This is a genomic window from Aridibaculum aurantiacum (assembly GCF_017355875.1).
In the GTDB taxonomy this organism is placed as follows: Bacteria; Bacteroidota; Bacteroidia; order Chitinophagales; family Chitinophagaceae; genus Segetibacter; species Segetibacter aurantiacus.
The window spans coordinates 588474-607793 of record NZ_JAFEWC010000003.1 but is presented as its reverse complement, the minus strand read 5'-3'; the positions used below and the strand labels follow the sequence as shown (position 1 = coordinate 607793).

The following is a 19320-nucleotide window of genomic DNA, read 5'->3' as shown; positions in this document are numbered from 1 at the left end:
GCTTATTCCTGCACCAACAGTTTTCGCAGATGAAATACCAGGTTATTCATTTTACCATTTAGTTGGTAAATAAGAACCCGATTTAAAAAAGAACTAAATGTTACCAGTAAACTGGCCCAGACAATTCTGGCAAAGCCTTATGCTTTGATCTCTACTTCTACTCCAGAAGGCAGATCTAACTTACTTAGAGCATCTACAGTACGGCTGCTTGAAGTATAAATATCTAACAACCTCTTGTGAGTACACAGTTGGAACTGCTCACGAGCCTTCTTATTAACGTGTGGTGAACGCAATACAGTGAAGATTTTCTTTTGAGTAGGAAGAGGAATAGGACCTGTAACTACTGCACCTGTACTACGAACTGTTTTTACGATCTTCTCAGCAGATTTATCTACCAAATTGTGATCGTAAGACTGTAATTTAATTCTGATTCTCTGGGACATAATCGGTACCCAATTTTGTGATTGGGAGCGCAAAGGTAAGAGGTTGCACTATAGCAGCCAACAATTTTTGTAGAAAAGTTGTAGAAAAAGACAAAAATTATGCAAAAAAGCTGCCACTCCTGCTGTTCTTTAAGCTGCGCTTAATGATACAGCTATTTCTGTACAGCATAAAGCTATATAAAAAACAAGAACCTGCTGAAAGATCAGCAGGTTCTTTTAGGTTTGATAACTATAAATTATTTTTTCACTAATCCGCCAAAACGCACACCTATATGTACGTCTGCTTGCTTAGACTCCCCTACCAGCAAGCTTACTATACTTCCAGAACCAATGAATACTGGCCCCATACGCAATGACAAACCAGCATTAAGATTGGTTAGTTGATTATAACTGATGGGCAGGTATACGCCAAAGATCCTTCCTTCTACACGGGGTGTAACAGCAAAGCTGGAATAGTACATCGGGTTTTCAACTTTGCTCTTATTCATCAATGAAATCAAGCCTGAAGCACTAACATAGAAGCCTTTGTTGATGTGGTAATCTACATCCACATTAAGAGTGCTTGGAAGAGAAACAGAATAAGAAGTTTCACTATTGGAAGCAGATGGTGTAAAGAACTGAGGACGTGACCTAAAGAACCTGTTGTAGTTCTCAAGATCTTCGTTCTCGATCTCACGTAAATAAAATCTTTCAGAACCGGTGATGTCAAGATTATAAGCACCAGAGCGATCCATATCTTTTTTGTAACGAACAGAACCCAGATCCATCAATGCTACGCCTACTTTGAATTTGTATTTGTTGGCATCGTTTCCTGCAGATGCTGGCCTGTATTCATATACAAAGCCAAGGTCGGCACCAAAGCCGCTACTTTCCATTGCCAGCAGGTTGGAAGCTTCCAGGCCAGAAAGATTTTTACCTCCAAAACCAACAGCAATTTGACCGGTAGTATTGTTCAGGTATACATCGCCCAATGCATCCTGGTTGATGGTGCTCTTAAGGTTTGCTACATTTATAAATCCATTGCCTGCACCGCCTAAATATTTCAATGTAACTCCACCCTTTAGAAAATGCGGTCCTTTTTCTGAAATAACACGAGCATAACTAGCTCCTATTTCAGACCATCCATTTAATGCAACACGCATATTATCATTCGAGTTGATGGAATATGGCAAAGTAGCATTGGCATTCAGATCATTCATGATGTTCTGCAATAACTTCCCATTGATATCAACCACATTTACCATTGCCCGTGCACGGGTAGTAACCGCAATAGTTGACTTCTTGTTGAGATTGAACATGAAGGACGGCCCTTGCACATTAGCACTTACCAGTGCATTCACATTTCCTTCGCCGCCAGAAAACAAGTTGTCACTCAGCTTATCGCTGTCGAAAGTATTGATGTCGCTCAATTTGAAGGCAGCCTGGTTTTGACCAACCATGGTTGATACAGAAAACAGGTTGATATCGAACCGGTAACGGCTATCCGCAATGTTAGCAGGATTGAAGAAGACGCCGTTTACGCCTGTATAGTTACCAACTCTGAATCCAGGAAAATCTTGTGCTCCAGCAACAAAAGTTGCCAGTGCCAGTGCCGATAAAAAAACTATCTTTTTCATGTGAACCATCTGTGTGTTTTTGATTATTAAAATGAACTTAATGAACGTATAAAAAAGTTATTTCTTATTCAACAAGGACTAAACTTCAAAAGAACACATTAGAGGCTCAAATAAAAATACCTCCGAAGAGGTATTGAATATTGTTGAACGGTAGCTCCTTGTTAAACTGCCACTGCTTCTACACCTTCCTTCCTGTATGCTTCAGTCAACCTGCGTTGCAGCTCACCTGAAACAGGAGCATAATGATCAAATTTCATTTTAAAACGAGCCCTGCCCTGGGTAAGACCACGTAAGGCAGAAGCATACTGGTAAAGCTCTGCATGCGGTACTTTAGCATGAATAACAGTAAAATGACCTTCTGTTTCCATACCCTCCACCATGCCACGGCGCATTTGAAGGTCGCCCATTACATTACCAGTAAGATCTTCAGGGCAACGAACTTCTACATAATAAACAGGTTCTAACAGTTGCGGATCAGCCTTCTGAAATGCTTCTTTAAAAGCCATCATACCTGCCGATTTAAAAGCCATATCGTTGCTGTCCACCGGGTGCATCTTTCCATCAAATACACATACTCTTATATCGCGTACAAAAGAACCGGTAAGAGGCCCTTGCTGCATCCGCTCCATAATCCCTTTGTAAATGGATGGCAAGAAACGAGTGTCAATTACACCTCCTACAATACAATTGTAATAAACCAGTTTTCCACCCCATGGCAGTTCATGCACCTCCTTGCCCCTAACAGTCAGCCCGTGAGGCTCAGGCATATCTTCCTTCCATGGTTCTATACGAAGTGTTACTTCACCAAATTGTCCGGCACCACCCGATTGTTTCTTGTGTCTATACGTGGCTTCTGCTTCACTACGTATGGTCTCACGATATGAAATGCGTGGTTTAGTGAACAGTACATCCAGGTGAAACAAGTGCTGCAGCTTCCACTTGATTATTGCCAGGTGCATATCTCCCTGGCAATGCAGTAGCGTTTGTCCAATTTCAGTTGAAACTTCTACTTGTATACTAGGATCCTCTTCTTGTAGCTGGTGTAGAACAGTGGCTAGCTTTTCTTCTTCACCTTTTTTGTTATTGGCAATGGCTATACTCAGCTTAGGTTCAGGAAAAACAATTGGTTCCAGTTCCAGGTTCTTGCCCTTTTCGTGTAGCGTGTTGTTGGTGTGGGTGTTTCGCAATTTTAAAGTGGCTCCAATATCACCTGCTACCAGTTCCTGTACAGGTATTCTTTTATTCCCTTCTATAACAAACAACTGGTTGAGCTTTTCTGTCACAGCGGTATTCTCATTTACCAGTTCCATTCCTGCCTTTACAACACCAGAATAAACCTTGAAGTAACTAAGATCACCTACATGTGGTTCTGTCACCGTTTTAAAAATGAACAAGCAAGCAGGACCACTACTATCACATGGCAATAGCTCGCCTTTGCGGGTGATCTGTGGTGGCATTTCATTGGAGGGAGGACAAACATTATCTATGTACCCCATCAGCCTTGCCACACCACGGTGCTGTTTTGCTGACAGACAAAAAACGGGGAACAAGTCGTGACGAACCATGGAAAGATGTAGACCGGCACGCATCTCATCTTCTGTTAGCTCACCTTTATCAAAATATGTTTCCATTAGCGTTTCATCGTTGCTGGCAATGGCTTCTATCAGCTCCTTGTGCAGCTCTTCTGCACGTGCTCTTTCTTCTTCTGGAATAGGTAGTTTATGCGGCTTCCGCTCTCCATCCTTGTACTGGTACATTACCATATTCAATACATCAATGATAGCATTGAAACCAAGACCTACATTGACCGGGTATTGCACCAGCACTACATTTTTACCAAAATGGTTCTTCGCTTCCTGTACCGTTTTATTGAAATCCGCCTGCGGATGATCTAATTGATTGACAACAAAAATGGTGGGTGTTTTGAATTGGAGTATATACTCCCAGATGATGTCTGTTCCCACCTCTACGCCTGTACTTGCATTCAGCAACATCACTCCTGTATCGGCCACACGCAAAGCACTGATTACTTCCCCGGCAAAATCATCGTAACCGGGTGTGTCAAGCACATTGATTTTGTATCCCTTCCAGTGCGTGTGCAATAGTTTTGAAAAGATGGAATTCCCTCGCTCCTTCTCCAGTTCTGTATAGTCTGCTACTGTATTTTTTTCTTCTATACTGCCGGGTTTATGTATCATGCCGGCTTCGTACAACATGCTTTCAGCAAGTGTCGTTTTTCCACTGCCGGAGTGGCCCAGCAGTACAACGTTCTTTACGTGTGCGGTATCAAATTCTGGCATAGCAATAGGTTTGAATGGTGAAGTAAAATGGAGAACAGGGCCTTCTAATCAAAGCTAAACGCTATACAAGTTACCAAAATATGAGTGTTGTCAGCAGAAGAGGAGCTTAAAATCAGGGGGAGGGATGAAACATAAAATCAGAAGGTAATAATGGCGCTGATAGATGCTGAGGTTTGTCTTATTCGCAGGCATCCAGTACCTGCTTTGCAATCTTCGGGTGAAGCGTTTTTCCAGAATGAAAAGGAACTACCACCCTTTGCTTTTCACGCATGTATATGCGGTGGCTCCCTTTACTGCGTATTAGCTGGAACCCTGCCTTCAATAGAAGACTTTCGGCTTCTCTGGCAGTAAGTATGACCTGTTTAGCCAACTTCTACCTCCATGGTTGTGGTTATTAGTTCTTTACCAAGCGCCTTATCTATCTCTTCTTTTGTCATCGTTTCCAGGTACAACTCTACCGCCTCTTTGATGTTGATGCGAGCCTCTTCAAAAGTATCTCCTTGTGAATGACATCCGGGCAGTTCAGGACAAAATACATAGTACCCATCATCATCCCTGCTAAATACCACGTTTACCTTTATCGACATAAAATCCTTTTTAGTAAATATACAAACCTCCTGCCGTATAGATTTTATACCCTTGCTCGTAACTACTGAAAGCTTTCCTACTTGCTCGCCGCCTCCTGCACTGCAGTACAAGTGTGCGACGCAACAACCGCCGCCAAAATAACAAATGACCGCAACAAAAAAGCCCTGCTCAAAAGAGCAGGGCTATCTTATTAATTAGACTTAGTACTTACTACTAGTCTTCCACTTTCAATTTACCTTTTTGCTTAGCCATCACTTCTTCAGCTACGTTGTTTGGAGCTGGGTTGTAGTGGCTGAACTCCATGGTAGAAGTTGCACGACCAGAAGACAATGAACGAAGTTGAGTTACATAACCAAACATTTCGCTCAGAGGAACTTTAGCCTTGATAACCTGTGCACCACCGCGGCTGTCCATACCTTCCAGCATACCACGACGACGGTTCAAGTCACCAGTTACATCACCCATGTATTGGTCTGGAGTGATAACCTCAACTTTCATGATCGGCTCAAGCAATACCGGCTTAGCTTTTTTACCAGCTGTACGGAAACCTGCACGAGCACACAATTCAAATGACATTGCATCGGAGTCAACAGCGTGGAAGCTACCGTCGAATACACGGATCTTCATGCTATCAACAGGATAAGCTGCCAGTACACCTGTGTTCATTGCTTGTTCAAAACCTTTCTGGATAGCTGGAATAAATTCACGAGGAATTGATCCACCAAAAATGTCGTTTACAAACTGGAAGTTGCCTTTGTCTTCTTTCAGGAACTCTTCGTCAGCAGGTCCGATTTCGAATACGATATCCGCGAACTTACCACGACCACCCGTTTGCTTTTTCAATGTCTCTCTGTGCTCAACCTTAGAAGTGAAAGCCTCTTTGTAAGCAACCTGAGGAGCACCCTGGTTGATCTCAACTTTGAATTCACGCTTCATGCGGTCAACGATGATCTCAAGGTGTAATTCACCCATTCCGCTAAGGATAGTCTGACCAGTGTCCTCGTCAGTCTTAACGCGCAATGTTGGATCCTCTTCTACCAGTTTAGCGATAGCCATACCCATTTTATCTACGTCGGCCTGTGTTTTAGGCTCAACAGCGATAGAGATTACCGGCTCAGGGAAAGTCATGCTTTCAAGAGCAACTGGATGTTTCTCATCACAAAGGGTATCACCAGTTTTGATATCTTTAAAACCAACAGCAGCACCAATATCACCAGCTTCGATGAAATCTACAGGGTTTTGCTTGTTAGCATGCATCTGCATGATACGGCTAATACGCTCATTCTTTCCAGTACGTACGTTCAGTACATAAGAACCAGAATCTAAGCGACCAGAATAAGCCCGGAAGAATGCAAGACGACCTACGAATGGGTCAGTCATGATCTTGAATGCAAGGGCAGCGAAAGGACCTTTTGGATCAGCATGACGAAGAACTTCTTCACCAGTATCAGGATTAGTTCCTTTTACAGCTTCAATATCCAGTGGACCAGGAAGGTAACGTACAACGGCATCTAGTGCAGTTTGTACACCTTTGTTTTTAAATGAAGAACCACACATCATTGGGATGATAGAAAGGTCGATGGTAGCCTTACGGATAGCCTCGTGCATTTCTTCTTCAGTGATGGTGTTAGGATCGTCGAAGAACTTCTCTAGAAGCGCCTCATCGTATTCAGCTACAGCTTCTACAAGCTCCTGGCGGTACTGATCCACTTCTTCTTGCATATCAGCAGGAATAGGCACTTCCTGGAAAGTCATTCCACGGCTAGCCTCATCCCAAATGATACCTTTCATAGTAATCAGGTCAACCACACCTTTGAAGTTGTCTTCAGCACCAATTGGTAATTGAAGTGGAACTGCTTTTGCACCCAGCATTTCACGTACTTGCTTAACAACGTTGAGGAAGTCAGCACCGCTACGGTCCATTTTGTTTACAAAACCAATCCTTGGAACTTTATACCTGTTAGCCTGGCGCCAAACAGTTTCAGACTGAGGTTCTACACCAGATACAGCGCAGAACAAAGCCAGCAAACCATCAAGTACACGCAGAGAACGCTCCACCTCTACGGTAAAGTCCACGTGACCCGGAGTATCAATAATGTTGAATTTGTATTGCTTAGTGTCAGGATTTTTTTGACCCTGTGTAGTAGGAAAATTCCAGAAACAGGTGGTAGCAGCCGAAGTAATTGTGATACCTCTCTCCTGCTCTTGCGCCATCCAGTCCATGGTAGCTGCACCATCGTGCACCTCACCAATCTTATGGTTCACACCCGTGTAATACAGAATACGTTCTGTAGTCGTCGTTTTGCCCGCATCGATGTGCGCCGCAATACCGAAGTTTCTTTGATACCTTAAGTCCGCCATGACTTGTTTATTTGTGTTGTTAATTGACGTGAGTTTTTTTGTGTGTAACCAGCATCCGATCTTTATTCGGCAGCCGTTGCGTCGCACACTTGTACCACGATCCGCTAATCTGCTGTAGTTTTCCTGGCACTAAAACCTGGTAAAAACCAGCAGGTGAGGGATTTGGAGGCGCAAAGGTATGAATTTCATCTGTAATAACAGGAGCAGATGGTTAATTAAAATCGAAAGTGGGATTAAGAATGGGTTAATGAAGGGTAGATATATCTTGCTTAACCTGGTGCAATTAGTATTTTTACGAAAAGCTTTTTCTATGGGTTTAGTATATGCAGAAATAGAACTGATCAATGGCGAAGACTTGGCATTAGCCCGAAGGCATATAATTGGAGAAGAGGAAGTAAAGCGGATGAGGGTATCAGCACTTGTTGATACAGGTTCATACATGTTGGCAATAAATGAAAACCTGCAGGAGCAACTTCAACTTCCTGTAGTTGAAAAGCGCAAAGCTCAACTCGCAAATGGTTCTATAGTTGAGTGCGATGTAGTTGCCCCTGTTGAACTAAGATTTGAAAACCGTGCGACCACCTGCAGAGCAATGGTTCTGCCAGGCGATTCTGAAGTTCTATTAGGTGCTATTCCTTTAGAAGATATGGATGTTTTGATCCACCCGCTACGCCAGGAACTCATTGTCAATCCTGACCATCCTTATTTTGCGCAGATGAAGATGAAGTAAGTCGTTTCACTTTCTTTCTTTCCATGTTGCTTGAAACTCGCATCATGGCATCAAATCCTTAAGATAATCTTGTTACAGTAAACTACCTCTTCCAATCCACTAAAGCTGGTGTTGATGCTTGAGTAACAGGTACTACCTTCTCACAAATTCATTTGCCCACTCCAGCGCCTTTCTTCTACGCTCCTGCCTAAACATCTCTTCTTTAAAGATCCGGTCGTATGCCAGGTCGTATGCCATCCGGTGCTTGTCAATTGTACTGAGGCGGAAATCTTCGTACCAGCTGGATTCTTTTAGCAGCTGTGCTGCCCACGTGGCTGCTTTCTTCCTCCTGTCCGCGGGAAAGAATTCATTCTTGTAAACCATGTCATAGGCAAAGCTGTTCAGCTCGTCAAACCACTGCTCCAGGCTTTTTGTACCAATAGGCAGGCTGATACCTGGACGCATATTGTCAAGCGCCCAGCTTTGCGCTTTAAGCCTTCTCTCAGAAGAAAAAAACTCATCAGCATACACTACATCGTAAGCGTAAGTGTAAGCTTTATTATACGTATCAACCAGATTAGTTGTTTGACCTCCTTGCTGGTTAATGAAGGTATACCGCCAGGTGCCATCAGGCAGCAAAACAACTTGTCGACCATCTGAAGTTGTGGCAATAGTTTGAGCAGAGCTAATAGTAGTGAAAAACAATAGCGAGACTAGTAAGTATAGTTTTGTCATTAGAGCGTTTTTTGGTTAGCTCTCGACTTCCCAAGCTTGTGCCAAAAAAAGCCAACAAATTGTTATACAAGAACTTATAGCCTAAAACGAGCAAGTTCCTTTTAAAGCAAACATACAATCCCACTATCGTTGCACGTTTAATTAACTAGTGGGGTTGGTTTACTTTCCCAGTGCAGAACAAAACGTCTTTCTTTATTTTCATCTTTTGGAAAAACCCTGTAGATAGAAACGGAGAGGTGAACATTCTGCTGGAACAACCATATGGCGACCATTCCATTGGTTCTTGTTCTGCCTACCGTAAATGCGGCTCCAAATTCATTTTTAAGTTCCTGTAGCAGTAGCTCCCAATCAAAATCGAGGCGGATATTATCTGCGTAATGGACGAATGGCGTTGAAACAGTTATTTCCTTTATGATGCCTAATTGATCTGTTTTTACCTGCACACTATCCAACTCTACATGGAATGCACGTAGCTTTTCATTTCGTCCTTTTACCAACAGCACTTCTTTCTGAACAGGATGGTTTTTTACATCATATAAGGTGTGCATATCAGCGGGCAGTGGTCTACCTATTACAAAATCAAAGATGCCAAGTTTCTGCCCCTGGCATAGCAGGGAACTAATACATAAAGCGACGAGGAACAGTGGTTTTAAAAACATATTTAAATATAAAACTATTCTTGTGCAGCATTTGGCTACCATCAGAATTTGACCTCACTTTACAATAAATTAATCCGGACCTTTTACTCAACCCGCTCATATATAACTGCCGCTCCCTGCCCTACTCCTACACACATAGTAGCCAGGCCATAAAGGGATTTTCGTCTTTTCATCTCGTACAATAAGCTGGTGGAAATGCGAACACCACTACAACCCAATGGATGCCCTATAGCTATTGATCCACCATTTACATTCACCTTCGCCGGGTCTAGTTCCAGTTCGCGGATACAGGCAATTGATTGTGCGGCGAAAGCTTCATTTAATTCAAACAGGTCTATATCATTTACAGAAAGACCAGCACGCTGTAGCACTTTGCGTACCGCCGGAACAGGACCAATCCCCATGATGGCAGGATCAACACCAGCCACTGCCATTGCCTTCACCCTTGCCATTGGTTTTAGTTTATATTTCTCTACTGCCTGATGGCTGGCTACCAGCATAGCTGCTGCACCATCATTTATACCAGAAGAATTGCCAGCTGTAACGGTTCCATCTTTTTTGAAGGCAGGCTTCAATGACGCCAGCTTATCTAATGAAGTTTCTCTTGGATGCTCATCTACACTAAACAGTACAGGCTGCTTGTTTTCTATTATCTCTACAGGCGTGATCTCCTCCTGCCATTTACCCTCCTTTAGCGCCTGCTGGTACCGTTGCTGGCTTTGCAGCGCAAAAGCATCCTGTTCTTCGCGAGATACAGAATATTTCTCTGCTACATTCTCCGCCGTTTCACCCATATTGAAAGGGAAATATTTTTCTGCCAGTTTCTTGTTTACAAAGCGCCATCCCAAAGCAGTATCATATACCTCAACGTTGCGGCTCCATGGGGTATCACTTTTAGCCATTACAAAAGGCGCCCGTGTCATGCTTTCAACACCAGCAGCTATGTACAGGTCACCATCGCCGCACATAATAGCCCTTGCACTATCCATGATTGCCTGTAACCCTGAAGCACATAGTCGATTAACAGTAGCACCTCCAATATGTGTAGGCAGATCCGCCAGTAACAGCGCCATCCTTGCCACATCGCGATTATCTTCACCAGCCTGGTTGGCTGCCCCTGCTATCACATCTTCTATAGCATTTACATCCACAGCAGGATTTCGTTTTACAATTTCTTTCAGTACGTGTGCAAGAAGGTCATCTGGCCGAACACTAGCTAGCTTACCGCCAAAGCGGCCTACAGGTGTACGTATAGCATCTATGATATAAGCATCTGTCATATAACAAGTAATTAATTGGAAGACAGCGAAGATATGAGGTAGATGATTGACTTCAATTCTCCAGGCTAATGAAGATAAGTCTAATGAAAATGCAGAAAAGCCTTCAGATCAAGATAGATAAGAGGAGAAAGATGAATTGTAGCTTGAGAAGGGAGTTTTATTCCTTGATCCTGGTCTCACGATTTACCAGCGAAAAAAAAATAAACAGCATTAAAACAACAGTTCCGTTTATAAAATATTCCATAAGCAGTATTTGTGGAACAGTAAAAAAAATTGAGCCACAAAAGCTTAATCAGCAAGCAACACTCATAGAAGGCATTTTGTAGCTCCTGCAAATGTTGAACAACAGATCTACAACATGCTTATACCCCGTACTTGTAGTAGGTTTAACAATCAACTGGATGGCACCAGCTTCCTTACTTTCTTCAAGGTATTTAGTATAAGTGCTGGTGGTAAAAGTAACAGCCGGAACTGCAGAAAGCGTAACATCTGTTTTGATTTCATGCAGCGCCTCTATGCCGTTTTTCCTTGGTAAGTTGATATCTATTACTAACAGATCAGGCAAAGAACCACCTGATACAGTATCAGAAAAATGATAGAAATCTTTATAATGTCGTAAAGTGATGGGAAGATTATTTTCTGCTATGGCCTGCTGCAAGAATTCAGCTTCATCCAAATCATCATCAATCAAATCTATAGTATACCTCTGTAAAGCCGCATCCACCATTAGAACGTTTTACTCTAGTGACACAAAATCGGCTCCAACTTTTTTCTTGTGCTCCCACTCGTTGGCTATCAACATCTACAGCATCTTGAGGGTAGCTCCTGCAGTTAAAAAAACTGTGGATTATTTTGCTCCACCTGTGGAAGCTGAAGAAACTAAAAGTTTAGAGATCCATTTCTTTTACGTCATCAGCAACAATCAGCTTACCGGCTGTCTTAGCTTTCACTTCTTCAATGGTTACACCCGGAGCATATTCCCTAAGCACAAAGCCAGCATCGGTGATATCAATCACTGCTAGATCAGTGATCACTTTTTTTACACACCTTACACCAGTGAGTGGCAAAGTGCATGCAGGCAATAATTTACTTTCACCTTTTGGATTAGTATGTTGCATGGCAACTATAATGTTCTTTGCACTGGCAACAAGGTCCATTGCGCCACCCATACCTTTCACCATTTTACCTGGTATTTTCCAATTGGCAATATCACCTGTTTCGCTTACTTCCATGGCACCTAAAACGGTAAGATCCACCTTGCCAGCTCTTATCATACCAAAACTTTCAGCACTGTCAAAGAAAGCCCCGCCAGGTATTACTGTTACTGTTTCTTTACCAGCATTTATCAGGTCCGCATCTACCTCTTCAGCTACAGGATAAGGCCCCATTCCAAGAATACCATTCTCGCTTTGGAAGATCACAGTCATACCTGTGGGAACATAATTGCTGACAAGCGTTGGTATGCCAATACCAAGATTTACATACATCCCGTCCTGAAGTTCTTTTGCTATTCTTTTTGCAATTCCAAATTTATCTAATGCCATTATTGTAGGTTGAGAAGGTGTTGAAAATGTGGTTTCTTCAGCATATCCACCAGCTGTTTATCCAGCCTTAGCGCCATTGCTTTATTGGTAGTAGAAATCAATTGCAGGTTATCTTTTACAAGCTGCTTTATACGTGCTATCCCGTCTTCATCCATACCACTTTCTATAAAAGCATTTGCATCACCTGATTTAAGATCTGCGGGAACATCCTCTGCATCATCTAGTAAAAGAAGCGAGCTGATAAGGGCAAACCAGTATTTTACTGCTGTATCATATGCAGCCTCATCGGCAGATAAGGCAGCAATGCTATAAAGGAAAAGATCACCCCGATGTAGGGCATTAAACCCGGTTTTGAAAGAAGTATACTTAGACTCTTCACCTTTCAACAGTCGAGTAACATCTTGTAGGAACTGTTCATTTTTACAAACAGGAACAGCTAGATCATAACAGGCTGCAATAGCCTCTGCTTCTGTTATTCTATTAGTTTCTTCTAATGCACTCACATGTCCTATCCCCTCCATCAGGTTTATAAACTCCGACGACAACAACTGGTCGCGATCAAAACCATTTTTGAAAAGAATATCTACAATAAGAGGAATGAAAATGTACCCTGGTTCAAAACGCAGGTATAGCAATTTATCTTTCCAATAAAGATTGCCGGCAGGTGGATCGCGGTCTACAAAATATTTTGCTATCCTGGCATCTACACCATAATGAACAGTAAGAAAATCTGTACTTAAGAACATGCTATTGTTTGTTAAGTTGAACCGTTCTTCTCTCTATCCTTTTCTCATAGTTGCTCCCCTGGAAGATGCGATGTATATATATACCCGCAACGTGTATCTCATCTGGGTCAAGCTCTCCCGGCTGAACCAGGTGTTCAACTTCAGCTATGGTTATATCGCCAGCCTTAGCCATTGAGGTAGAAAAATTGCGGGTTGTCTTCCTAAAAACAAGGTTGCCCATAGTATCACCTTTCCACGCTTTTACAATAGCAAAATCTGCGTGTAGTGCATGTTCCATCAGGTACATTTTTCCATTGAACTCGCGTGTTTCTTTACCAATAGCTATTTCAGTTCCATAACCTGCCGGAGTAAAAAAAGCAGGAATACCATTACCTGCCATTTGTATACGTGTAGCCAATGTTCCTTGTGGTGTAAGTTCTACTTCCAATTCGCCTGACAATAACTGTCTTTCAAACTCTGCATTTTCACCTACATAACTGCTGATCATCTTTTTGATCTGGCGTGTCTGCAGCAGCAATCCTAATCCAAAATCATCAACGCCAGCATTGTTTGAAATACAGGTAAGACCTTTTACATTTTTCCTTACCAGAGCGGCTATAGTGTTTTCTGGAATACCACATAAACCAAATCCACCCAGCATCAATGTACTGCCATCAGCAACATCTTTTATGGCCTCATCAGCGTTAGCTACTGTTTTGTTCATTTGTCAGTTGGTTTGAAATCTTTTACAGGTTTGGCTCCCGGTTTTGTTTCAGCTTTGGTTTCATTGATACGCTTACCATAGGTCAACAGTGAATCGAATAATTGCTTATTCACATCGGGATGTTGAAGGTAATAATCATAACTATTAAAAAATTCCTCTTTGCTCGTGTTGTGCAAAGTGAAGACCTTTTCATACAAAATCGATCGCTCCTTTACAAGGTCTTTGGAAGAGTCATTAGCAAGAAAATTGAGTGAAAATTCATCCACCCGAATAACATCAAAAGCTACCTTCTTCATTTTTTCAGGAGGAAGTACATCGCCGGGAATGCTTCCTGAAGAACAAGCTGCAAATAAGATACAGATCCAGATCTTCAGCCTCATTTCAGCTCTTGTTTGTACTTGTTGGCATTGGTTACATCCAGCTTCTGCAATAGTTCTACTGCACGAGTTTTTTCCTGTGGTGGAGATTTCTTAAAAATGCGTATCAGTTCCTGTGATTTTCCCTGCATGAAAAACTGGGTAAACATGATGTTCGGGTTTTCCGCATTCACGTTCTGTAGTTGAGTAAGTGCCTGCAGTATTTGTTCGCGAGCTCCTGTTTCGTTGCTATACATATTGTCCAGCCCTTGCCTGTAATACGCGTACATCACATCATGGATCAGGTTGTAACGCGTATTCATTATGTTCTCCATTAACCAGTACCTGTTGCGCTGGCCATCAAAGGCTTTCCAGCCGTTTATGTTTCTGCTTTCAGGTGCATTGTTCACTATATTTTGTGCGCGCTGAAAATATATATCACCACCCTTTGCGCTGAATGAATTGTAATCTAAACCTAAGATGGTATTTACATAATATGCAAATACAGCAGTAAGGTTACCAGCTAAAGGATCACTTCCCTGAACCCTGTTGTCGTTGAATTCCACAGGCTGGTATTCTACATATCTGAATGTAACATCAGGATCCTGGAAATTGATAAGAGCGGTAATGTAAGATGAATTGAAAACGGGACGCGCAGCCTGAACTGTAAGCGCAGCTTTATATACATTGGTCTCAACAACAGATTCTATGTTTAAGAAGAAACTGCACTCAATCTTTTCCTGCGCCTGGAAAACATCAGATGTCCACTTACGGTTATTGAGAAAGTTTGTTAGTTGGGTTTGAAGAGTGTTGAAGATCTTTTTATCAACAGTGGTAGGTACACGACTTGCATTTACCGTTACTCTTGCCTGCAACTCCTGGCCAATACTCACAACAGATACTGCAATCATCAGCAGTACGAATACACTACGCTTTAGCATGTAATTTTTGTATGATTAGTTCAACAATGTCTTTTGCTACCAAATGTTTTTCTTTTGCCTCGTAAGAAATACGCTTCTGCTCCCTATCAAAAATAGTCACTTTGTTGGTATCCTTTTTAAAGCCGGCGGCTTCGTCTCTCATGCTATTCAGCACAATAAGATCAGCGTTTTTACTAGCTAATTTCTTCAAAGCATTTTCCTCTTCATTGTTGGTTTCTAGGGCAAAACCAACTAAAAATTGATCTTCCTTTTTAACTGCTCCCAGTGAAGCCAGTATATCCTTTGATTTTTCCAGCTCCAGGTTAAGATGACCTTCGGACTTTTTGATCTTACAAGGTGCTACCTCTTTACATGTATAATCTGCTACGGCAGCCGCCATCACGGCCAGTTTAGTCGCAGGAAAAGCTGAAGCGCAAGCATTGTACATCTCTTCAGCGGTATTGACTTTAGTTACCTTTATACCACTCCTGATGTTACTGCTTTCTACAGGGCCAAGTACCAGGTGCACCTGCGCACCATTCATATATAGCTCGTTAGCTACGGCTATACCCATTTTCCCGCTGGAATGATTTCCTATGAACCGAACTGGGTCAATTGCTTCATAGGTGGGACCCGCAGTTACAAGACACAGTGTATCTTTTAAATTACTACCTCTAAAAAAGTTTTCTTCCAGGTATTCTATGATATGTTCAGGCTCAGCCATCCTTCCTTCACCATACAACCCGCTGGCTAGTTCACCTTTTCCTACTGGTATAACTGCATTTCCTGCCTCTCTAAGCATTGAAAGATTCCGTTGAGTAGAGGCATGATGCCACATATCCTCGTCCATGGCAGGAGAAACAACAACAGGGCATGTGGCAGATAAGTAAGTTGCCTGTAATAGATTATCGCATATACCAGCAGCCATTTTAGCAAGTGTATTACAGCTGGCCGGTGCTACCAGCATCACATCAGCCCATCGCCCAAGCATCACATGATTGGACCATGTGGCTTCGTCGGCCAGTTCTACCAGTACCTTATTTTTAGATAGTGTGGCGAGTGTAAGCTTAGATACAAAATCAGTAGCTGCTGGTGTCATTACCACTTTAACCTCTGCCCCCGCTTGAACTAAAAGACGAACAAGAAGAATGGATTTATAGGCTGCAATACTGCCGGTAATTCCTAATAAGATTTTCTTGCCTTTCAACATTGTAATAAAGTAACAAAAAACGACAGTTATAGAACTGCCGTTTGCTGTTAATTAAGATTAGATTCTAGCTAAATAGATCTGAATCATTTTTACGATAATAAATTTTATCCTCCATAAACTCTTGTGTTGCAAGAATAGCAGGATTAGGCATTTTCTCGTACGCTCTTGAAATTTCTATCTGCTCCTTATTCTCATGGATCTCTTCAAGGCTATCGGTGTGGCTTGCAAACTCTTCCAACTTATTATGTAACTCCTCTTTTAGAGAAATGTTGATTTGGTTAGCTCTCTTTGCTACAATAGCGATAGACTCGTAAAGATTACCAGTCTTAGCTTTTATATCAACCAGGTTTTTAGTTTCAACAACATTGCTGGTGTTAGCACTAAGCTGCCTTCTTAGCTTGCTCATTTTTATTATTTATTTTATTTAAAGATTGTTGCCTGTAGTCTTCTACAGTTTTAGTCAATGTACTTTCTGGAAAACGATCTACAAATTCAAGACATTCTGTTACTACTTTATCATAACGTTCTGCCTGCTTTTCTTCTATACTATTAGCAGCATAAAGAAAATATGATTTGATAACCATCAGCTTATATTCATCCCCTTTGTCAGTATCAGGGAAGTTGTCTATAATGGAATTGTAAGCAATTGCTGCCGACTTATAGAAACCCATGTTGTAGTACAACTCAGCATTCTTACTATCCTTGATCTCTAGCTTCTGGCGCGATTCATCAATGATAGCGGTGGCTTCATGTATACGAGGCGAAGTGGGATGCGTATTAATGAACACCTGCATTTGTCCCATTGCCTTCAATGTATTCGTCTGGTCTAACTCAGGCTTTGGAGATTGTTTATAAAAACTATAAGCGCGCATGAAATCTGCATCCTCCGCTTTCGGACTTGTAGGGAAGGTCTCTACAAAGGTTTTGAAGAGGTTTTCAGCATTCATATAATCCTTAAGGTGGTATGCTGTGTAAGCATATTTATAATAAAGATCTTCAAACTTAGCCGTACCCTTCAAAACGGGGAAAAGATCTTCAAAAACTACTTGTGCATTCGAATACTTTTTTTCAGCAAAGTATTTCTCACCCATTTTCAGCTTATAGTCCGGATCAGTGCTTTTCATCACCTTGGTAAGCTGCGATGCACATGAACTTAATAAAATGATGCAAGCCAGTAAAAGAAGATTTCTATTCATAAAAGTGGGCAAAACTAGCCTTTTGCTGGCAATATATCAAGTGAACCTTGATTGGATGAAGATAAAGCCGTTAAGATTTACCTAATAAAAAACCTCCCGCTTCATACGGGAGGTTATTATTTTCAACTTGAAGGAAGATTACCTTCTTGTTTTTTGCAAGTTTGGATGTGGAGCAGGAACTGAATTAGGACCTTCTTCTACAGTACCCATCAGGTCTACTGTATTAGGATCACCTTCAGTACCGTATTCAAATATGATCCTGTTCTCAGTCAAACCTTGCTGCTCTACCAGGTATTTGATAACTGCATTTACCCTATCCCAGCTTAATTGCTGAGCAGCTTTACTTGAAGGACCATGACCTGAAACTCTCACTTTACAAGCTGGTTGCTCTTTCAGTTGGTTAGCAACGCTTGCAAGTATCTGTTGTGCTTCACGGCTTAGTTTCACACTATTTCCAGCAAACTGTACGCTTGGAAGATCAGTTATTCTACAATCAGTTTCAGTAGTTACTTTTCTTCTTTCAATGTCTTTACAGCAATCTGGCTCAGGACAATTACCTACACCATCTTCATCAACTGGGAAACAGTTTTGCAAAGTCAGCAATTCTTTATCCCTGTAATCAGGTACACCATCACCATCTGTATCTTTTGAAACACCATGTGTATCAACAGGCGCACCTGGAGGTGTATTAGGTTCAAGGTCAAACTGGTCAGTTACACCATCACCATCAGCATCATCCAATTTAATTTTTGGCAACCTCATGTGCTTAGGATTGTTCAACTCGCTATAAGCAAACTCAAGAGGGTTCATCCACCAAAGTGGTGGTATTCTCTTAGCTGAGTTACCCAGGTTGAAGTTCATTCCTACAGACAAGAAACCAATGTTATCCCATTCTGAAGTGAATACAGGGTTTGCTAGGTCACCGCTCTGACGATACCATCCATCAACATAATCATCACGAGGTAAAATACGCTTGTACTCAATTCCCAGTGAAGATTTTCTACCTACACGATACTCCAAACCAACACCAGCAGTAAAGCTGTGGCGAAGATTGAAGTTGCCGATTTCCGGACGACGATCATTGGTTTCTCCAACTGTTTCGTAGTTACCATCAAGCATGTTCCTTAGTTGATCACGGATTTCTTTACGAGGAACACCAGTGGTAGTGATATTTTCAAACATGTACCTGTCACCATTCGCATCAAGTGCATCTATTTTAGTTTCATACATCAATGCAGAATAGCCGATCATACCATACAAATTCCACCTGCCTTGCTTGCTATGGAACATAATGTTATTTAATGAAAACAGGGCTTCTAATGAAGGAACCACAGCTTGTGTACGGTGGTTGTGGAAATATCCTCTAGGAGAAGCTGGTGGAGCGTAGTTCTGCAATATTACTTCGTGGTTATTGAAGTTACGGTTACGCTGGTAGTCCAATCCTATCATGTTGTAATAAGAAAGTGATCCTCTCAGAGATATCACATACCCTAACGATTTACGAAGTGAAACTCCTACACCATGAGCATAGCTACCTAATCCACTACCAGCACCTTTCAATGCAGGAGGGCAATCTCCATCAATCCAAGGGAAACCAACAAAAACACCCAATTGCCACATATCCCTAGGCTTGCTTGGGAAGTTGTGTGAGTTGTTTAAAAAGTCTTGTTGTTGAGAAAGGTTTCTTGGAGAAATGTAAGATGTATCTAAGTAATTATGCGTTCCGCCTAATTGAGCTCGAAGAGCTGAAGAAAAGACAAGTAAAACAGTTAGTAAGCTTAAAATTTTTCTCATAATCAAAGAAATTGGTTCACCAATCAGTTAATTCTAGTATTAAGTGTGCAAAGATAGTATGTCCTGCCTCTAGAGAAAAGAAAAATGTTAAAAAAGCTGCTTTTGACTTAACAATTTTTCTTGAATGGTTCACGTATAGGCACAAAAAACCCTTCGTCAT

20 protein-coding genes are annotated in these 19320 nt (G+C 41.8%); 1 reads left to right on the top strand and 19 read right to left on the bottom strand.

Annotated elements, in window-relative coordinates:
- Positions 1 to 137: 137 nt before the first annotated feature.
- From rpsJ to fusA, 6 genes are all read right to left on the bottom strand, one after another.
- Positions 138 to 443, bottom strand: coding sequence for a 30S ribosomal protein S10 (rpsJ, locus tag J4N22_RS16140; protein ID WP_039142986.1), 306 nt, complete (start codon positions 441 to 443; stop codon positions 138 to 140).
- A 236-nt stretch (positions 444 to 679) separates the two neighbouring features.
- Positions 680 to 2059: a DUF5723 family protein gene (locus J4N22_RS16135; RefSeq protein WP_207496311.1), complete on the bottom strand. Its 1380-nt coding sequence runs from the start codon at positions 2057 to 2059 to the stop codon at positions 680 to 682.
- A gap of 161 nt (positions 2060 to 2220) precedes the next feature.
- Complete coding sequence (locus J4N22_RS16130) at positions 2221 to 4359, bottom strand: elongation factor G (protein WP_207496309.1); 2139 nt, start codon at positions 4357 to 4359, stop codon at positions 2221 to 2223.
- Between the two features lie 178 nt (positions 4360 to 4537).
- Positions 4538 to 4729, bottom strand: coding sequence for a type II toxin-antitoxin system HicA family toxin (locus tag J4N22_RS16125; protein ID WP_207496307.1), 192 nt, complete (start codon positions 4727 to 4729; stop codon positions 4538 to 4540).
- Entirely contained in the window at positions 4722 to 4946 is a 225-nt protein-coding gene (locus J4N22_RS16120; protein ID WP_207496305.1) for a type II toxin-antitoxin system HicB family antitoxin, read from the bottom strand. The genes J4N22_RS16125 and J4N22_RS16120 overlap by 8 nt, the downstream gene beginning before the upstream one ends.
- 214 nt (positions 4947 to 5160) lie before the next feature.
- Entirely contained in the window at positions 5161 to 7308 is a 2148-nt protein-coding gene (fusA, locus tag J4N22_RS16115; protein ID WP_207496303.1) for an elongation factor G, read from the bottom strand.
- Between the two features lie 310 nt (positions 7309 to 7618).
- Between fusA and J4N22_RS16110 the strand changes: the two genes are divergently transcribed.
- Positions 7619 to 8038, top strand: a complete 420-nt coding sequence (locus tag J4N22_RS16110; protein ID WP_207496301.1) for an aspartyl protease family protein — start codon at positions 7619 to 7621, stop codon at positions 8036 to 8038.
- A gap of 132 nt (positions 8039 to 8170) precedes the next feature.
- On the opposite strand, the gene J4N22_RS16105 is transcribed toward J4N22_RS16110, so the two are convergent.
- The 13 genes from J4N22_RS16105 to J4N22_RS16045 form a co-directional block, all read right to left on the bottom strand.
- Positions 8171 to 8752, bottom strand: coding sequence for a hypothetical protein (locus J4N22_RS16105; RefSeq protein WP_207496299.1), 582 nt, complete (start codon positions 8750 to 8752; stop codon positions 8171 to 8173).
- Positions 8753 to 8889: 137 nt separating this feature from the next.
- Entirely contained in the window at positions 8890 to 9411 is a 522-nt protein-coding gene (locus J4N22_RS16100) for a hypothetical protein (RefSeq protein WP_207496297.1), read from the bottom strand.
- Positions 9412 to 9494: 83 nt separating this feature from the next.
- Positions 9495 to 10691, bottom strand: coding sequence for a thiolase family protein (locus J4N22_RS16095; protein WP_207496295.1), 1197 nt, complete (start codon positions 10689 to 10691; stop codon positions 9495 to 9497).
- A 292-nt stretch (positions 10692 to 10983) separates the two neighbouring features.
- Positions 10984 to 11418, bottom strand: coding sequence for a response regulator (locus tag J4N22_RS16090; protein WP_207496293.1), 435 nt, complete (start codon positions 11416 to 11418; stop codon positions 10984 to 10986).
- A 160-nt stretch (positions 11419 to 11578) separates the two neighbouring features.
- On the bottom strand, positions 11579 to 12235 hold the full coding sequence (locus tag J4N22_RS16085; RefSeq protein ID WP_207496291.1) for a 3-oxoacid CoA-transferase subunit B: 657 nt from the start codon (positions 12233 to 12235) through the stop codon (positions 11579 to 11581).
- A complete protein-coding gene (locus tag J4N22_RS16080; protein ID WP_207496289.1) occupies positions 12235 to 12981 on the bottom strand; it encodes a hypothetical protein in 747 nt (248 codons plus the stop codon). Before J4N22_RS16080 ends, J4N22_RS16085 begins: the two co-directional genes overlap by 1 nt.
- Position 12982: 1 nt before the next feature.
- Positions 12983 to 13684 (bottom strand): CoA transferase subunit A, encoded by a 702-nt coding sequence (locus J4N22_RS16075; protein WP_207496287.1) that lies wholly within the window; start codon positions 13682 to 13684, stop codon positions 12983 to 12985.
- On the bottom strand, positions 13681 to 14064 hold the full coding sequence (locus J4N22_RS16070) for a DUF4296 domain-containing protein (RefSeq protein WP_207496285.1): 384 nt from the start codon (positions 14062 to 14064) through the stop codon (positions 13681 to 13683). The genes J4N22_RS16075 and J4N22_RS16070 overlap by 4 nt, the downstream gene beginning before the upstream one ends.
- Positions 14061 to 14981 carry a type IX secretion system protein PorD gene (porD, locus tag J4N22_RS16065; protein WP_207496281.1) on the bottom strand — a complete coding sequence of 307 codons (921 nt, stop codon included), beginning with the start codon at positions 14979 to 14981 and terminating at the stop codon, positions 14061 to 14063. Before porD ends, J4N22_RS16070 begins: the two co-directional genes overlap by 4 nt.
- Positions 14968 to 16170, bottom strand: coding sequence for a bifunctional phosphopantothenoylcysteine decarboxylase/phosphopantothenate--cysteine ligase CoaBC (gene coaBC / locus J4N22_RS16060; protein WP_207496279.1), 1203 nt, complete (start codon positions 16168 to 16170; stop codon positions 14968 to 14970). Before coaBC ends, porD begins: the two co-directional genes overlap by 14 nt.
- A gap of 64 nt (positions 16171 to 16234) precedes the next feature.
- Positions 16235 to 16576, bottom strand: a complete 342-nt coding sequence (locus J4N22_RS16055) for a DNA-directed RNA polymerase subunit omega (protein WP_207496277.1) — start codon at positions 16574 to 16576, stop codon at positions 16235 to 16237.
- On the bottom strand, positions 16551 to 17366 hold the full coding sequence (locus tag J4N22_RS16050) for an outer membrane protein assembly factor BamD (RefSeq protein WP_207496275.1): 816 nt from the start codon (positions 17364 to 17366) through the stop codon (positions 16551 to 16553). The genes J4N22_RS16055 and J4N22_RS16050 overlap by 26 nt, the downstream gene beginning before the upstream one ends.
- 138 nt (positions 17367 to 17504) lie before the next feature.
- Positions 17505 to 19160, bottom strand: a complete 1656-nt coding sequence (locus J4N22_RS16045; RefSeq protein ID WP_207496274.1) for an OmpA family protein — start codon at positions 19158 to 19160, stop codon at positions 17505 to 17507.
- Between the last annotated feature and the right edge of the window lie 160 nt (positions 19161 to 19320).

Bases quoted from the DNA above. Each gene is read 5' to 3' on its own strand.
- J4N22_RS16120 (WP_207496305.1), bottom strand. From the start codon at position 4,946: ATGTCGATAAAGGTAAACGTGGTATTTAGCAGGGATGATGATGGGTAC.
- J4N22_RS16100 (WP_207496297.1), bottom strand. From the start codon at position 9,411: ATGTTTTTAAAACCACTGTTCCTCGTCGCTTTATGTATTAGTTCCCTG.
- J4N22_RS16080 (WP_207496289.1), bottom strand. From the start codon at position 12,981: ATGTTCTTAAGTACAGATTTTCTTACTGTTCATTATGGTGTAGATGCC.
- rpsJ (WP_039142986.1), bottom strand. From the start codon at position 443: ATGTCCCAGAGAATCAGAATTAAATTACAGTCTTACGATCACAATTTG.
- J4N22_RS16085 (WP_207496291.1), bottom strand. From the start codon at position 12,235: ATGGCATTAGATAAATTTGGAATTGCAAAAAGAATAGCAAAAGAACTT.
- J4N22_RS16090 (WP_207496293.1), bottom strand. From the start codon at position 11,418: ATGGTGGATGCGGCTTTACAGAGGTATACTATAGATTTGATTGATGAT.
- J4N22_RS16045 (WP_207496274.1), bottom strand. From the start codon at position 19,160: ATGAGAAAAATTTTAAGCTTACTAACTGTTTTACTTGTCTTTTCTTCA.
- J4N22_RS16055 (WP_207496277.1), bottom strand. From the start codon at position 16,576: ATGAGCAAGCTAAGAAGGCAGCTTAGTGCTAACACCAGCAATGTTGTT.
- J4N22_RS16130 (WP_207496309.1), bottom strand. From the start codon at position 4,359: ATGCCAGAATTTGATACCGCACACGTAAAGAACGTTGTACTGCTGGGC.
- J4N22_RS16135 (WP_207496311.1), bottom strand. From the start codon at position 2,059: ATGAAAAAGATAGTTTTTTTATCGGCACTGGCACTGGCAACTTTTGTT.
- J4N22_RS16110 (WP_207496301.1), top strand. From the start codon at position 7,619: ATGGGTTTAGTATATGCAGAAATAGAACTGATCAATGGCGAAGACTTG.
- J4N22_RS16075 (WP_207496287.1), bottom strand. From the start codon at position 13,684: ATGAACAAAACAGTAGCTAACGCTGATGAGGCCATAAAAGATGTTGCT.
- coaBC (WP_207496279.1), bottom strand. From the start codon at position 16,170: ATGTTGAAAGGCAAGAAAATCTTATTAGGAATTACCGGCAGTATTGCA.
- porD (WP_207496281.1), bottom strand. From the start codon at position 14,981: ATGCTAAAGCGTAGTGTATTCGTACTGCTGATGATTGCAGTATCTGTT.
- J4N22_RS16095 (WP_207496295.1), bottom strand. From the start codon at position 10,691: ATGACAGATGCTTATATCATAGATGCTATACGTACACCTGTAGGCCGC.
- fusA (WP_207496303.1), bottom strand. From the start codon at position 7,308: ATGGCGGACTTAAGGTATCAAAGAAACTTCGGTATTGCGGCGCACATC.
- J4N22_RS16070 (WP_207496285.1), bottom strand. From the start codon at position 14,064: ATGAGGCTGAAGATCTGGATCTGTATCTTATTTGCAGCTTGTTCTTCA.
- J4N22_RS16050 (WP_207496275.1), bottom strand. From the start codon at position 17,366: ATGAATAGAAATCTTCTTTTACTGGCTTGCATCATTTTATTAAGTTCA.
- J4N22_RS16105 (WP_207496299.1), bottom strand. From the start codon at position 8,752: ATGACAAAACTATACTTACTAGTCTCGCTATTGTTTTTCACTACTATT.